Genomic DNA, 14,623 nt, shown 5'->3' on the forward strand with positions numbered 1-14,623 from the left:
GCTCCGATCAGGCCGCGATGATGATGTCGTCGAGGTCGCGCGGGTAGGTGGTGAGCCGCTCGGGACCGTCGGCGGTCACGAGCACGGTGTCGGAGATCCGGTAGCCAGCGTGCCCGGGCACGTAGACCCCGGGCTCGCTGGAGACGACCATGCCGGCGTCCAGCACGGTCGCGTCGCCGTCCTCCAGCCACGGGGCCTCATGGAAGTCCATCCCGATGCCGTGGCCCTGGCGGTGGCGGATGTGCTCACCCAGCCCGGCGTCCCGGATCACGTCCAGGCAGGCCCGGTTGACGTCCCGGCAGACCGCGCCCGGCCGCAGCGCGGCGGTCCCGATCTCCTGCGCGCGGTGGTCGACCTCGAAGTAGCGCAGCTGCTGCGGGGTGGGATCGCCGAGGAAGAAGGTGCGCTCGCTCTCGGCGTACCGGCCACCGACCGCGCCACCGAGGGAGAGGATCACGGTGTCGCCGCGCCGGAGCCGGTAGGACGAGGGCAGGCCGTGCGGGAAGGCCGTGTTGGCCCCCGCGTAGACCAGGCCGCCGGTCAGCATCGGGACGACCACCACGTCGCGGTGCGTCTCGTACATCCACGCGGCTCCGGCCCGCACGACGTGGTCGGCCAGCTGGGACTCCGTCGGCAGCGGGGCCTTCTCGGCGAGCGCCGACCCGATCAGCTCGCGGCCGGCCCGCAGCATCACGTCACCCAGCGCGGCCGCCTGCCGGTGCAGCGCGATCTCCTCGGGCGTCTTGACCAGGCGCAGGGTGTCGACGATGCCGGACAGCTCCCAGCGGACGCCGGGGAAGACGCCCTGCAGTCGTGCGAGCCGGCCCGTCGACAGCGCGGGGGAGTGGCCCCAGCGCCCGGACCGGCCGACGGCACGGGCGAGCGGCTCGAACGGGCTCTCGACGCCCGGGTACTCCGCGAACGCCACGACGTCGTCGACGGCCGCGCCCTGGGCCAGCGCGTGCTCGCGCTCGAGTTCGGGGACGAGCAGCACAGTCCGCTCGGCGGAGATCCACACCGCCGCAGGCCGCTCGTTGGGATGGTGGAAGAAGCCGCTGAGGTAGGCGACGTCGTGCCAGTCGTCGACGACGAGGGCGTCGAGGCGGCTGCGTTCGAGCTCCCGTCGCACCCGGGTGTGCACCTCACGGTAGAAGGACGGCGCCAGTCGCTGGGAGAAGGTCATCGGACGGAGTCCCCTCGGGTGCGCGGGTTGCGTGCGTCGTTGTAGGCGAGCGAGGCGAGGGTGGCGGCGACGACGAGCAGGAGGATCGCCAGCGAGGGGAAGAGCGCCGTCCACCACGCGGAGCCGAGGACGCCGCTGCGCTGGGCGTTGTAGAGGATCGTGCCCCACGACCAGCTCGTGGGGTCGCCGAGACCGAGGAAGGACAGCCCCGCCTCGCTCAGCACCGCCCGCGATGCGGTCAGCACCACCGACACCGCGATGACCGGCGCGACCGCGGGCAGCACGTGCCGCGCCAGCACCCACCGGTTCGGTGCGCCGATGACGTGGGCGGCGTCGACGTAGGTGAGGGTCACGACGGGGAGCGCCTGCGACCGCACGACCCGGGCCACCTCCGGCCAGGAGAACACCGCGATCACCACCACCAGCGTCGAGACGCTCGGCCCGACCAGCGCGGCGACCAGGATCATCAGCGGCAGCACCGGGAGCGAGAGCATCAGGTCGACGAGCACGCCGAGCACGGTGTCGAGCTTGCGGAAGTAGGCGGCTCCGACGCCGACGGCCACCCCCAGCACGATGGCGAGCAACGAGGCGCCCAGCCCGACGGCCACGCTGGTGCGGGCGCCCCAGACCACCTGGGCGAGGACGTCCAAACCGAGGTTGTCGGTGCCGAACCAGTGTCGGGCCGACGGTGGCGCCAGCACCTCGGTGCCGTAGCCGCGGGGCTCGTCCGCGATCAGCGGCGCGGCCACGGCGACGACGGCCGTGAAAACCAGCGCGAGCACGGAGCCGACGCCGAGCGGGTTGCTCCGGAACGCCCGCCAGGTCCGCTGCCGCGGTGACCCGTCCGACGTCGCGCGAGGCGCAGGGGCGAGGCCGTCCGTCGACGCCTCGACGGGGCGGGTGGAGGAGCTCATGAGTGCCGCACTCTCGGGTCGAGGAAGCCGTAGGCCACGTCGGTGGCGAGGTTCGCGACCACGACGGTGGCCGCCAGCAGCACGAACGCCCCCTGCATGACGGGGAAGTCGAGCTGGCCGACCGACTCGTAGATGGCCCGGCCGATACCGGGATAGGCGAAGATCGACTCGGTGAGCACCGCGCCGCCGACGAGGAAGCCGAGCTGCAGCCCCACGAGCGTCACCGTCGGGAGCAGCGCGTTGCGCAGGGCGTGCCTCCACACCACCGAGCGCTCCGGGACGCCCTTCGCCCTGGCCACGTCGGTGTAGTCCTCGCCGAGGGCGTCGATGAGGTTGGTGCGCAGGGTCAGCACGTAGGCGCCGAGCTGCACGAGCACCAGGCTCAGGCACGGCAGGGCGAGGTGGCGCAGGAGGCTGCCGTACGCGGCCAGGCCGTGGACGTCGTTGTCGATGGCTCCGCCGATCGGGAGCCAGCCCAGCCACAGCCCGAAGACGTACAGCAGGAAGATGCCCACCGTCGGCACGAACAGCGACTGGCCGACCACGCCGCCCACCTGGACCGCTCGGTCCACGAGCGACCCGGGTCGCCGGGCCGCTGCCACGGCGAGCGGCAGCCCGACGACCAGCGTGAGCAGCAGAGCGCTGCCGGTGAGGATCAGCGTCCACGGCAGCCGTTCCAGCAGTACGTCCAGGACGGGCACGTTCTGCCGGAACGAAACCCCGAGGTTGCCCTGCAGGAGCTGGCCCAGGTAGGTCCCGTACTGGACGAGCAACGGCTGGTCGAGCCCGAAGTCCGACAGGATCCTGCTCCGCTGCTCGGCGGTCATGGTGGTGCTGGCCATGGCGAGGGCCGGGTCCCCCGGCAGCAGCCGCACCAGGAAGAACGTCACCGTCACGGCGAACCACAGGGTCAGCAGGCCCCGTAGCAGCCGCAACGCGACGAATCGAGCGACGTCCACGACTGGTCCCGCCTAGCCCGCGGTCGCCCGGGCGAGCGACTGCGGGTTGACGATCGACAGCAGCTCGCTCGGCTTGGGCACGAAGCCGGTCCAGTCCGCCGAGACGGCGAAGTTGAACCGCTCGACGTACATGACGTTGTCGTAGACCTGGTCGTGCACGATCCGGGAGATCTCCTGCAGGGGCTCCCGGGCCGCCTCGACCGTGAGGGCTGCCGAGGCCTGCGCCATCAGCTCGTTGAGCCGCTGGTCGTCCACGCCCGCGTAGTTGATGAATCCGTCCGGCGCGAACAGCAACGTGAAGTTCGACTGCGGCTCGTCGATGACCGCCCACGATCCGGCGTAGATGTCGAAGTCTCGGCTGTTGCTGCGGGCGACGTAGGTGTTGCGCTCCAGGCCGGCGAGGCGGATGTCGATGCCCGCCTCGCGGCTCTGGTCGCGGACCAGCTCCGCCCACGTCGAGATCATCGGGTCGGCCTGGTCGTAGATCATCTCGAGGCTGAGGTCGTCGTAGAGCCCGTCGCCGTTCCCGTCCGTGAAGCCGGCGCCCGCGAGCAGCCGCCGGGACAGCGCGGGGTCGTAGGCGTACTCCCGGAGGCTGCCGTCGGCCCACTGCTCGAAGACGGGGGTCAGCACGCCGGAGTTCGCGGAGATCGCGTTGCCCCCGAGCACCACCTGGCGGATCGCCTCGTAGTCGACCGCGTGCGCGAGCGCCTGCCGCACCTCGAGCCGGTCCAGCGGTGGCCGGCGCATGTTGTACTGCATGTGCGCCCAGCCCAGTGACGGCACGGTGATCAGCTGCACCGACCGGTCGGCAGCCAGGTCTCTCGCCACGGCGGGCGGCAGCGCGTTGGCGATCATGTCGAGCTCGCCGGAGCGCAGCGCCAGCACCTCGGTGTTGACGTCCGGGTAGACCCGGAACTCCACCTGGTCCAGCCACGGTCGCCCCGCGTCGGCGAGCGGGTAGTTCTGCACCGCGTCCAGCACGTAGCGCTGGCCGCGCTGGACCTCCCTCAGCACGAACGGCCCGGCGGAGACCCAGTCGGCGTCGTTGGCGAACTGCCCGACAGCCTCGCCCCGGCCGAAGACGTGCTCGGGCACAATCGGCATCCAGAACCCGACGCTGCTGAGGAACGCCCCGTCGGGCCGGCCGAGCGTGAACTCCACCCGCGTGGGCGTCACGGCCTCGGCACGCTCGTAGGCCCCGATCATCCCGGCCACCGTGCCGAGCTCCTCCCGCTTGATGGCATCGATGGTGAAGACGACGTCCTGCGCGTCGAGCGGTTGGCCGTCGGTCCACGTCACGTCGCCGCGCAGCTCCACCCAGGCGGTCAGGCCGTCCTCGGAGTAACCCCACTCGGTCGCCACCGCGGGAACCTTCTGCCCGGCGTCGTCGAGGGTCATCATCGCCGGGTACATGAGGTTGGTGACCCAGGTGTCGGTGCGGCTGTTGCCCACCAGCGGGTTGAAGTTGACGACGTCGGCAGTGGTGCCGATGCGCAGCGTGCGGGCGTCGGTCGGCGTCGCGGTACCGCCGGAGCCTGCGGCGTCCGGGTTCGACGGGACGCACCCGGCGAGCGCGAGCACGACGGCCCCCGCCCCGGTGAGCAGCCCCAGCCGCCGGCGGACGCCCCCCGCCCGTCTCACGTCCAGACCTCCTCGATGACCCGCATCGCGTTGCCGCCGATGACAGCCCGGATCTCGTCGTCGGAGTAGCCGTGGGTGACCAGCCACGCGACGATGTTCCAGAAGCACTCGGCCGGGTTCTCCAGGCCGTCGACGTAGGGGACCCGCTCGTACTCGACGCCCGCGTGCGCCTCACCCAGCGAGAGCGCCCCGGCGAAGAGGTCGTGCAGGCCGACGTGGTCGCCGAACAGGGTGTCCGGCCCGAACGCGACGTGCTCGATGCCGACCAGGTCCACGCAGTAGACGAAGTGGTCCATCACCGATTCGATCGAGTGCTGCGGGTGCTGGTGCGACAGGGTGGTGTGCGGAGCCGCCTCGAGGCCGATCACGCCGCCGCGCTCGGCGCACGCCGTGATGACCTCGTCGGGCTTCATCCGGTTGGTGTTCCACACGCCGCGCGCGCCGGCGTGGGTGATCAGGATCGGCTTGGTGGAGTGCTGGATCGTCTCCAGCGAGGTCACGTCACCGGAGTGCGAGACGTCGATGATGATCCCGAGGCGGTTCATCCGCTCGACCGCGCGCCTGCCGAAGACGGTGAGGCCGCCGTCGCGCCGCTCCTTCAGGCCACTGCCGAGGGTGTTGGACTCGCTGTAGGCGATGCCCAGCTGCCGCACTCCGAAGCCGTGGAGGATGTCGATCCGGTCGAGCTCGTTCTCGATCGGGGTCGACGCCTCGAGGCCGGCGATCAGGGCGATCCGGCCGGTCTCCTTCGCCAGGTGGATGTCGGCGACCGTCTCGGCCTTGATCACGAAGTCCTGGTGGGCGAGGTCGGAGAAGCGCAGGCCGAGATCGGCGATGACGTCGGTCCACTTCCAGCCCGCCTGGCTGGTGACGCAGGCCGTGCCGTCCATGAAGTTGTCGAACACCGCGGTCATGCCGGAGCGCGCGAGGCCCTCGTAGCCGGTGCGGTGCCGGCCGGTGCGGTTGTAGTCGATGGTCTCGGTGATGTCGCCGGGGAACCGCGAGGGGTGGTCGTGGGTCGACACCACGATGTTGTCGGTGAGCAGGCGCTGCACCCGCTGCCGGTCCGCCGTGGAGAGCTCCGGTCCCTGGTAGGGCGCGACCCGGTCGAGCTCGGGAGCCAGCTGGAAGGAGCGGTAGTCGCGTCCCTCCTCCAGGTAGCTGTACGAGCGGTAGCCGGTGTAGCGCTTGGCGGGTTCGAGCACAGGTGGCCTTCTTCCTGGACGGAGCTTTCGCTGGCGCCAAGATGGCAGATATCCTCATCCCACTCAAGAGTGTCGGCGGATCGCTGCACCAGAATGAGATCGGTCGGCGCAACTCGACAAGATCAGCAGTGGCCCCGGATCGGGGCGGTAGGACGTCGTCCGGGAAGGTGGGTCCGTGACCCGGGGCCAGGCAGCACTCGACACCCTGGACCGCTGCATCGTGGCGGCCCTGCAGATCCACGGACGGGCGAGCTGGCAGCAGATCGCCAGAGCGGTCGGGGCCTCGGACTCGACCGTCGCCCGGCGGGTGAACCGCCTGTTCGGCGAGGGCCTGGTGCGGGTGGCCGCCTCGATCGACCCGCTGGCCTGCGCCCAGGGCTACCCCGTGGTGGTGCAGATCAGCTGCGAGGCGGGCGCCGCCACCACCGTGGCGCGACGGATGGCCGCCCGCCCCGACGTCCGGTTCGCCGCGCTGATCACGGGTTCGTTCGACGTGGTCATCGAGCTGATCGTCCGGTCGCAGACCGAGCTGGCCCGCGTGCTGTTCAGCGAGATCGACCGCGAGCCCGGGATCCGCTCGACGACGACCGAGAGCGTGCTCGCGCACTACAAGGTGGCCCGCGTGTGGTCGTACGGAACGCTGCCCGACGAGGCCGCCGAGGCACTGGCCGCCGAGCGGGGCGCGGTCGAGCCCGGCGAGCCGCGGCCCCTCGACGAGCGCGAGCAGGCGATCGTGGACGTGCTCGCCGACGACGCCCGGGCCGGGTACGCGCTGATCGCGCAGCGGGTCGGCAGCAGCGAGTCGGCCGTGCGCAGGCGGCTCGACGGACTGATCCGCGAGGGCCGCGTCCGCTTCACCACGATCGTCGAGCCGGAGCTGCTCGGCTACGGCGTGAAGGCGATGTGCTGGCTGGGCGTGGACCTGCGAAACCTGGAGGAGGCGGCGCGGGCGCTGTCGGCCCGGCCCGAGGTCCGGTACGTCGCCACGACCGCCGGCTACAGCGACATCACGGCCGAGGTGGTGCTGCGCGACCAGCAGGACATGCACCGCTTCCTCACCCAGGTGCTCGGCGCGCTACCGGGCCTGCGGCGGGCCGAGGTCGGGCTGGAGCTGGCCACCCTGAAGCGGGCGTTCGTGATCGACGAGTCCGCCACCGCCTTCTTCGACGCCCCGTCCGGGACGCAGCCCGCCCCGGGCCCACCCCACAGAGCAACTCCCCAGTGAGGAGCACCGGCATGACCGAGACCGCGTTCCGCAGGAGCCCGGCCCGCGACGAGCAGCCCGCGCTGGCGCTGCGGAACGTCTCGGTGACGTTCCGGGTCGGAGGAGCGGCGGTGGCCGCCACGCGGGACGTCAGCCTCGCCGTGTACCCGGGGGAGATCCTCGCCGTCGTCGGCGAGTCCGGATCGGGCAAGAGCGTCAGCGCCAAGTCGGTGCTGGGGCTGCTGCCGCGCACCGCCGACCGGGTGGGCGCGATCGATGTCGGGGGAGAGGACGTCACCGGCTTCGACGAGGCCCGGCTGCGGCAGATGCGCGGCCGGGACGTCGCTCTGGTCTTCCAGGAACCGATGACCGCACTGAACCCGGTGTTCACGATCGGCCGGCAGATCACCGAGATGCTCCGGCTCCACACCGACCTGTCCCGGTCCGCCGTCCGGGCGCGCGCGGTGGAACTGCTGCGCCTGGTCGGGCTGCCCGACCCGGAGGTCCGGGTCCGCTACTACCCCCACCAGCTCTCCGGCGGGCAGCGGCAGCGGGCGATGATCGCGATGGCGATCTCGTGCGATCCGCAGGTGCTCATCGCCGACGAGCCGACCACCGCCCTGGACGTCACGGTCCAGGCCGAGATCCTCGACCTGCTGCGCGACCTGCGACACCGGCTGACCTCGGCGATCGTGCTCATCACCCACGACATGGGCGTCGTCGCGGACGTGGCGGACCGGGTCGTGGTGATGAAGGACGGCCGGGTCGTCGAGGAGGCGCCGGTCGAGGAGCTCTTCGCCGACCCGCACCACCCCTACACGCGCCGGCTCCTGGCCGCCGTGCCGCACCTCGGGAGCCGCGCGGATCCGGGCCGGATCCTCGATGTGGCCGGACCGGCCGCGCAGGAGCCCCCGGACCCGTCCGGGCCGGAGGACGAGGGCGGGTCCGACCGCACGCTGGCGCTGAGCGGTGTGGTCGTCGACTTCCCCGGCGGGCTGGGGCGCCCCGCGTTCCGGGCGGTGGACGGCGTCGACCTGCAGATCGGCCGGGGCGAGGTGCTCGGGCTGGTGGGGGAGTCCGGCTCCGGCAAGTCGACGCTCGGCAGGGTCGCCGTCGGGCTCCAGCCGGCGACCGCCGGCTCCGTCGTGGTCGCCGGGCAGGACATCACGCGAGCCACGCGGCGGGCGCTGCGCCCGCTGCGCCGCCGCGTCGGGATGGTCTTCCAGGACCCCGCGTCCTCGCTCAACCCCCGGTACACGATCGCGGAGAGCATCGGCGAACCGCTGCGGCTGCACCGGGTGGCCGGCTCCCGGAAGGCCGTGGACGACCGGGTGGACGAGCTGCTGGAGAGCGTCGAGCTGCCGGCGTCGTGGCGGAACCGGTTCCCGCACGAGCTCTCCGGCGGGCAGCGTCAGCGGGTGGCGATCGCGCGGGCGCTCGCCCTCGACCCGGAGCTGCTCGTCGCGGACGAACCGACGAGCGCGCTCGACGTGTCCGTGCAGGCCACGGTGCTCGACCTGGTCCTCGGCCTCCAGGAGCGGCTCGGCTTCTCCTGCCTGTTCATCAGCCACGACCTCGCCGTCGTCGAGCTGCTGGCCGACCGGATCGCCGTGATGAACAAGGGGAAGCTGGTGGAGCAGGGTGCCCGGGAGCAGGTGCTGCGCGCCCCCCGGGATCCCTACACGCGCAGGCTGCTCGCCGCGGCGCCGGTCCCGGACCCCGTCGAGCAGCGCCGGCGCCGCGCGGAGCGCGGCCACGCCGGCTGACCGCACGGCGCCGGCCCCGGGAGCGGCTACCTCGCCGGGACGACGAGCTTGTAGACCGAGCTGAAGAAGCTGAACAGGGCGTCGCCCGCGATGACACCGGCGGCCATCACCGTCATCGTGCTCTCGGCGGACGCACCCCGGAGGCGGGACACGAGGATCCGGATCGTCAACCCGGCGAGCACGGCGAAGCCCGCCGACGGGTTGGCGACGAGGAGGCCGGTGGCCAGCAGGACGCCGACCTGGCGCCGCGGCCCGCCGACGAGCTGGACGAGCGCGCCGGGGATCGCCCACAGGAACATCGGTCCGATCACCGACGCGTCGACGCCGCTGTCGATGAGCTGGGCGAAGACCCGGTCCACCGGGGGGAAGAGGTCGCGGCTGAAGTAGAGGTCGTGCGCGAACCACACCACGACGCTGGACAGGACGAGGGTCACGAGGCTGATCAGCAACTGCTGCTTGCGGCCTTCGACCTCGTACGCCGTGGCGAAGCCGCGGCCGCGCAGCAGCCAGCCGGTCTTGAGGTCGTAGCCGGCGTCGGCGAACGCGGGGCTCCCGGCGGCGACGAAGCCGACCAGCAGCACCAGCGCCACCGGCGGGTAGCCGAGCACGATCCCGAGGATCAGGAAGATCAGAGCGATGGCGAACGAGGGGAACCACCCCGCGTGCATCGCGGAGAGGCCGACGATGAACTCGGCGGCGAGGCAGGCGACGGCGGCGAACAGCAACCAACCGAGGAACTGCCCGAGTGGCATCGCGCTGACCAGCCCGCTGATCACTGCGATGAGGAGGCCGACCCCCAGGTAGGCGACGAAGCCGGCGATCATGCCGGTGCGGGCGTGCCGGTCGCTGCGCAGCAGCGGCCCCGCGGCGAGCGGATCGGTGGTCGCGGGCGCAGCGGAGCCCCCGGGCTCGCCGGCGTCGGAGCCCGCCGGGGACGCGGGGACGTGTCCGCTGTCCGAGCGCTGTCGGCGGGAGACGATCACGATCGCTTGTCCGAGCGCGACGACCCCGGCGCCGATCATCATGCCGTGCGGGAGGTAGTTCGCGGCGAAGTCGTAGCCGATCAGGCCGGGCAGGTAGGACGCGGCGAGCAGACCCACCCCGAACGCCATCAGCGCCATGACGTTGCCGATGAAGGCGACACCGAAAGCGGACATCGGAATGCCGACCGCGCTCCCGGCGCCGCCCAGCAGGAGGCCGTAGACCAGCAACCGCGCCCGCTCACCGCCCTGGTCACCGGCGGCGATCGCCTCGGCAGCAGCCAGCCCCGGGGGCCAGGCGTTGCGGGCGGGGAAGATCCGGCTGTCGTACATCCAGTACAGCATCAGCAGATCGATGGTCATGGCGAGCACGGCGCCGACCATCACCGGGAGGACCAGGTCCGGCCGGCCCGTCAGCACCGGGATGCCGATCGGCAGCAGCAGGGAGTTCGCGGCGGTGAACGTGGCCGTGGAGATGCTCGTCTGCACGAGGTTCTGCCGGTGCACGTCACGGAACCTCTGCATCACCCGCAGCGGGAGCCGTGACACCAGGATCGCGACCAGCACGCCGATGATCGCCGTGCTCGGCGTGATCCCCAGGGTGGTCAGGATCTGCATGCCGATGACGGCACCGAAGGCGGCGGTGACGATCGACAGGACGAGCACGGCGGGCTCGAAGGCCTTGGGGTGCGCGGGGGCCTGGCTCTCGGACGTCGTTCCGGCGTCGGCCATTCGGATCCTCCGGGAAGGAGTGGGGATGCGGTCAGTGCCCGAGCGCTGCGCAGACTGCGTGTCCGGCGGCGAGGACCGGGTCGACCACGACGACCCCGTGCCGGTCCCTGATCTGCTGTGCCAGCCCCAGACTGGTCAGGCCGGTGCAGGCGAACGCGATCACGTCGGCGCCCGCGGCCACGAGGTCGTCGCTGGCCCGCAGCGACCCGGCGGCGCCCTCCGGGGTGTAGAGCTCGGTGGCCCGCGCCACCCCGCGCGGGGCGACGGTGCCGACGATGCGCTCGCCGAGCGCCAGCCGGTAGGGCTCGGGCGGCTCGTCGAGGATGCCGAGCACCCCGACCCTGGTCCCGAGCGCAGCGGCCAGCGCCGCCGTCGCCGACCCGGCCCCGATCACCGGCACGTCGACCACCGCACGGGCCTCGGCCAACCCGGGATCCGCCGCACAGCTGATCATGACCGCGTCGGCGCCGTCCCGCACCAGCTCGGCCGCCAGCTCTGCCACCTTCGGCGCCGCGGTCCGATGGGTCGGCTCGTCGTGCACCCCGTGCGGCTGGTCCGGGATGCAGCGGTCGATGGTGCGCACCGCCAGCGCCGCCTGCAGCTCCCGCCCGTGCGCCTGCAGGGCGTCGGGGTCGGTGGTGCTGAGCACGCGGACGACGCCGATCACCGGGGTGCTCATCGGCCCGCCACCTCTCCGGCGAGCCGCGCGACGAGCGTGCGCGCCAGCAGCACGGGGATCCCCGCGGCGGACTCGGCGGCGTCCTTCATGCGCGACGAGTAGCCCATGCAGTCCAGGACGACGAACCGGGCCCCGCGCGCGCGGACCTTCTCCGCGGCCCGTGCCACCGCCGTCTCCGGGTCGCCCAGGTAGGGCGAGGCAGCAGCCGGGACGACCTCCCGTCCGCCGCCCCACTTGCGCTCCATCATCGTCAGCTGCCGGTCGTCGGGGCAGAGCGCGGCCAGTGGGGCCGAGCCCACGATCCCGTCGACGCCCGCGGTGAGCAGGCGTTCCGCGTACAGCACCGGACGCCGGGCCGGCACCTCCGGGAAGCTGCCGGTGCAGACGACGAGCGTCGCCGCCACGTGGTCGTCCTCGGCCCGAGCGACCGCTTGCTGCACGAGCGGCACGATCGCGGCGTGCGCCACCGAGACCGTGGAGCCGTCCGTGAGGCGGGTGACCAGCACCTCGTCCGTGTCGGACGGGGCGAGGGCCTGCACCGCGCCTGCGTCGAGACCGTCGAGCGCTCCGTGCTCGACCAGCTCGACGTCACCGAGCACCGGGCGCATGTCGGCCGTCATGTCCGGTCGCGGCGATTGCCCGATGGTCACGAGACCCAACGTGCGGGGCATCGTCGGTCCCCCCTTCCACGGTCGGCTGAACGGGGATCACCTGATCACAGGGCTGGTGGAGTGACCATGGGCGAGCGGCACAGCCTGCGGGCGGCAGCTGTGCCGGCTGCCCAGGCCAGGGTCAGCCCTGCTCGGCGGACAGCGCCCGGCAGGCGAGGTGCAGGGCGAGGCGCGTGTCGGGATCCTCCAGGTCCACGCCGAGCACCGAGGAGATCCGGGCCAGCCGGGCGGTGACGGTGTTGCGGTGGACCCCGAGCACCGCCGCCGTCTCCAGGACGTGCGAGCCGCTGTCGAGGTAGGCGAGCAGCGTCTCGACCAGCGACCCGCCCTGCTCGCGCAGCGGCCGGAGCAGGTCGCGGGCCCGCGGCGCGAAGGCCTCCGTGCGGGTCGTGGCGAGCAGCAGTTGCGCGGCGCCGAGCTGGTCGACGTGCAGGAAGTGGCCTGTCTGCGGTCTGGCCTGGGCCACGCGAGCCGCGTCGCCTGCCGCCCTGATGCTCGCGACCATGCCGAGCGGGCCGGACTCCGCGCTGCCCAGCCCCAGCGACGTCGGCAGCTGGGCGGCGAGCGAGCGCTGCACCTGCCGGAACCGGTGGACCAGGTCGCGGACCTCGTCGATCCCGTAGGGGCTGGGCGACGTGCACCACCCCGACCAGCCGTCGACGGTCTCGGCCACGACCGGGTCCAGGCCGTGGCGGTGCAGCACGGTGACGACGTCCGTGGTCTCCGCGACGACGTCGGCGGTGCCGAGCGCGCGGATGTGGTAGCCGACGTGCCAGCCGTCGATCCGCCAGCCGAGCTCCAGGATGCGTCGGCGGAAGGCGCCTGACGGCTCGTCGTCGAGCTGGAGCAGCTCGGACAGCAGACCGGCGCGCAGTCGTGCGTCGCGTTCCAGCTCGACGCGCCGGATCGCGGTCCAGCGCTGCAGCGCGCTCGCACCGGCGGTGAGGAGGTCGCGCACCGTCCGTTCGCGTTCGGAGTCGGTCGTGGGCAGGCGCGCGGTGACCCACATGGCCGGAGCTGTCGCGTGCGTGGTGACCGGAACCCGGATCAGCCCGGCTCCGTCGCCCGGCGGGCTCGGGGCACCGGCGAGCGCGCGTTCGCTCCCGTCCTGGACGTTCACGTCCACCCCGGCCAGCGCCGACAGCACCGCCACGACGTCCTCCGGTGACCCGGCCCGGCGCGCGAGATCGCGGTGCGCCGCGAGAACCGCTGCGGCCCGCTGCACCTGCGGAGCAGCGATGCACTCCTGGACGGCGAGCGCGGCGGCCAGCACGTCCCGGGTGGTCTCGAGGACGGGGAGCCCCAGGTGGTCGGCGAGGGCGCTGGTGGGGGCGGCGAGCGACCCGTTGGCCGGCACGACGAGACCGGCGGCGCGCGCCTCGTGGGCGCGGCGCATCAGGACGTCGGCCCGCCACCCCGCCGCAGCCAGGTCGAAACCCGTGAACAGCAGGGCGTCGGGGGAGAGGGCGGTGCTGTCCACCGCGGAGACCATGCCGACCGAGCCGGCCCGCCGTCGGCTGCCGTCCGCGCCCGCCACCAGCCGCAGACCCAGCTCCTCGCGGGCGACCAGCGCCGCGACCGTGGGGCCGGGCGTCATCGCAGCTCCGCCGGTCGGGTCGTCGCGAGCCCGAAGGCGGCGGCATCGACGAGGCGGCGGTGCGCCGGGACGTCCCAGAACGGCGGGGCCGCCCACCGCAGCAGCGCCACGTCCGAGCCGACCCGGAGCTCGTCGCACCCGATCACGCGCATCGACCGCGCATCCACGCAGGTGATGATGTCCGGCGTCTCGGCGACGAGCGCTCCGTCGCGGATGGCCAGCAAGTACTCGTTGGCCAGTTCCAGCCGGAGGACGGAACCGGCGCGGTGGTCGCGCACGAGGGCGTTCCCGCCTGCCGTGGACCTGGCGACGGCGTCGACCCGCCCGCGGGCGAGCACCGAGGCGGAGGTGGCCTCCGCGAGGACGTCCACGACCGTGGCCGGGTCACCGCGGTGCTCTCGCTCGGCCTGCTCGAGCGCCCGCCCGAGCGCGAGCGCCCGGCTCAGCGTGGCGGCGACGACGCTGCCGGCGAGCTGCTCGCCTGCGAGCGGTGGCAGGGCGACCGCCGCCCAGCCACCCATCTCGGGCAGCAGCGAGCGGAGCATGCGTTCCAGCCTGGCCGGGGACGCCGCGTGCAGCAGGGCCGAGCTCCCACTCGGCGACGCGACGGCCGCCGCGCCCAGCTCCGTCCCCGCGGCCACCGTCGAGATCTGGTCGAGGCGCGGCAGGGCCCGCCCCATCAGGTCGCAGTCGACCAGGTCGAGGCCGGTGACGGAGGCCACGAAGCAGCCGATGAGGCCGTTGACCCCCGCGCCTTCGAACGGCATCAGGAAGTCCGGGCGCCGGCCGGACCGCTCACTCATCGCGGTGATCGCCGCGCTGAACTCGGTGCCCGACAGCAGGACCTCGGTGAGCGCCGAGCTCGATCCCATGATGCCGACGGGGACGACCGAGGAGCCCGCACCGACCGCGTCGACCGGGACCAGCGACACCGGTCCGTGCCGGTCGAGAACGCTCCTGAGCAGGTCTCCCACCGCGGGCAGGGGTCCGCCGCCACCCGAGCCGAGCAGCGCCGTGCCCAGCTCCAGGGCCCGGACATCGGACGCCCCGACGCTGATCGCCATCTCGGGATCCTAGAGGCGCCGCACG

At 72.9% G+C, this 14,623-nt stretch carries 12 protein-coding genes; 2 read left to right on the forward strand and 10 right to left on the reverse strand.

What is annotated here, in order from left to right; translation table 11 throughout:
* Positions 1-7: 7 nt before the first annotated feature.
* The 5 genes from CFP66_RS33405 to CFP66_RS33425 are packed head-to-tail and all read right to left on the reverse strand — an operon-like array spanning position 8 to position 5,905.
* Entirely contained in the window at positions 8-1,183 is a 1,176-nt protein-coding gene (locus CFP66_RS33405; protein ID WP_094929270.1) for a Xaa-Pro peptidase family protein, read from the reverse strand.
* Positions 1,180-2,097, reverse strand: coding sequence for an ABC transporter permease (locus CFP66_RS33410; RefSeq protein ID WP_094929272.1), 918 nt, complete (start codon positions 2,095-2,097; stop codon positions 1,180-1,182). Before CFP66_RS33410 ends, CFP66_RS33405 begins: the two co-directional genes overlap by 4 nt.
* On the reverse strand, positions 2,094-3,056 hold the full coding sequence (locus CFP66_RS33415) for an ABC transporter permease (RefSeq protein ID WP_094929273.1): 963 nt from the start codon (positions 3,054-3,056) through the stop codon (positions 2,094-2,096). Before CFP66_RS33415 ends, CFP66_RS33410 begins: the two co-directional genes overlap by 4 nt.
* A 12-nt stretch (positions 3,057-3,068) precedes the next feature.
* On the reverse strand, positions 3,069-4,700 hold the full coding sequence (locus tag CFP66_RS33420; protein WP_198961832.1) for an ABC transporter substrate-binding protein: 1,632 nt from the start codon (positions 4,698-4,700) through the stop codon (positions 3,069-3,071).
* On the reverse strand, positions 4,697-5,905 hold the full coding sequence (locus tag CFP66_RS33425; RefSeq protein ID WP_094929274.1) for a dipeptidase: 1,209 nt from the start codon (positions 5,903-5,905) through the stop codon (positions 4,697-4,699). Before CFP66_RS33425 ends, CFP66_RS33420 begins: the two co-directional genes overlap by 4 nt.
* A 175-nt stretch (positions 5,906-6,080) precedes the next feature.
* On the opposite strand from CFP66_RS33425, the gene CFP66_RS33430 reads away from it, so the two are divergent.
* A complete protein-coding gene (locus CFP66_RS33430; protein WP_094929276.1) occupies positions 6,081-7,130 on the forward strand; it encodes an Lrp/AsnC family transcriptional regulator in 1,050 nt (349 codons plus the stop codon).
* A gap of 11 nt (positions 7,131-7,141) precedes the next feature.
* Positions 7,142-8,875, forward strand: coding sequence for an ABC transporter ATP-binding protein (locus CFP66_RS33435; protein WP_094929278.1), 1,734 nt, complete (start codon positions 7,142-7,144; stop codon positions 8,873-8,875).
* Positions 8,876-8,901: 26 nt separating this feature from the next.
* Here CFP66_RS33435 and CFP66_RS33440 read toward each other — a convergent pair whose 3' ends face one another.
* The 5 genes from CFP66_RS33440 to CFP66_RS33460 form a co-directional block, all read right to left on the reverse strand.
* Entirely contained in the window at positions 8,902-10,587 is a 1,686-nt protein-coding gene (locus CFP66_RS33440) for an OPT/YSL family transporter (RefSeq protein ID WP_094929280.1), read from the reverse strand.
* Between the two features lie 31 nt (positions 10,588-10,618).
* Positions 10,619-11,266 carry an aspartate/glutamate racemase family protein gene (locus CFP66_RS33445; protein ID WP_094929282.1) on the reverse strand — a complete coding sequence of 216 codons (648 nt, stop codon included), beginning with the start codon at positions 11,264-11,266 and terminating at the stop codon, positions 10,619-10,621.
* Positions 11,263-11,916 (reverse strand): AroM family protein, encoded by a 654-nt coding sequence (locus CFP66_RS33450; RefSeq protein ID WP_198961833.1) that lies wholly within the window; start codon positions 11,914-11,916, stop codon positions 11,263-11,265. The genes CFP66_RS33445 and CFP66_RS33450 overlap by 4 nt, the downstream gene beginning before the upstream one ends.
* Before the next feature lie 142 nt (positions 11,917-12,058).
* Complete coding sequence (locus CFP66_RS33455) at positions 12,059-13,534, reverse strand: PucR family transcriptional regulator (RefSeq protein WP_094929285.1); 1,476 nt, start codon at positions 13,532-13,534, stop codon at positions 12,059-12,061.
* A complete protein-coding gene (locus tag CFP66_RS33460; protein WP_094929287.1) occupies positions 13,531-14,598 on the reverse strand; it encodes a DUF917 domain-containing protein in 1,068 nt (355 codons plus the stop codon). Before CFP66_RS33460 ends, CFP66_RS33455 begins: the two co-directional genes overlap by 4 nt.
* Positions 14,599-14,623: the final 25 nt, after the last annotated feature.

Origin of the sequence: Pseudonocardia sp. MH-G8 (assembly GCF_002262885.1) — a bacterium.
Taxonomy (GTDB): Bacteria; Actinomycetota; Actinomycetes; order Mycobacteriales; family Pseudonocardiaceae; genus Pseudonocardia.

What these genes read in the sequence shown, in the direction of transcription:
- CFP66_RS33405 (WP_094929270.1), bottom strand. Translation starts at nt 1,183, where the DNA reads ATGACCTTCTCCCAGCGACTGGCGCCGTCCTTCTACCGTGAGGTGCAC.
- CFP66_RS33410 (WP_094929272.1), bottom strand. Translation starts at nt 2,097, where the DNA reads ATGAGCTCCTCCACCCGCCCCGTCGAGGCGTCGACGGACGGCCTCGCC.
- CFP66_RS33435 (WP_094929278.1), top strand. Translation starts at nt 7,142, where the DNA reads ATGACCGAGACCGCGTTCCGCAGGAGCCCGGCCCGCGACGAGCAGCCC.
- CFP66_RS33440 (WP_094929280.1), bottom strand. Translation starts at nt 10,587, where the DNA reads ATGGCCGACGCCGGAACGACGTCCGAGAGCCAGGCCCCCGCGCACCCC.
- CFP66_RS33445 (WP_094929282.1), bottom strand. Translation starts at nt 11,266, where the DNA reads ATGAGCACCCCGGTGATCGGCGTCGTCCGCGTGCTCAGCACCACCGAC.
- CFP66_RS33455 (WP_094929285.1), bottom strand. Translation starts at nt 13,534, where the DNA reads ATGACGCCCGGCCCCACGGTCGCGGCGCTGGTCGCCCGCGAGGAGCTG.
- CFP66_RS33460 (WP_094929287.1), bottom strand. Translation starts at nt 14,598, where the DNA reads ATGGCGATCAGCGTCGGGGCGTCCGATGTCCGGGCCCTGGAGCTGGGC.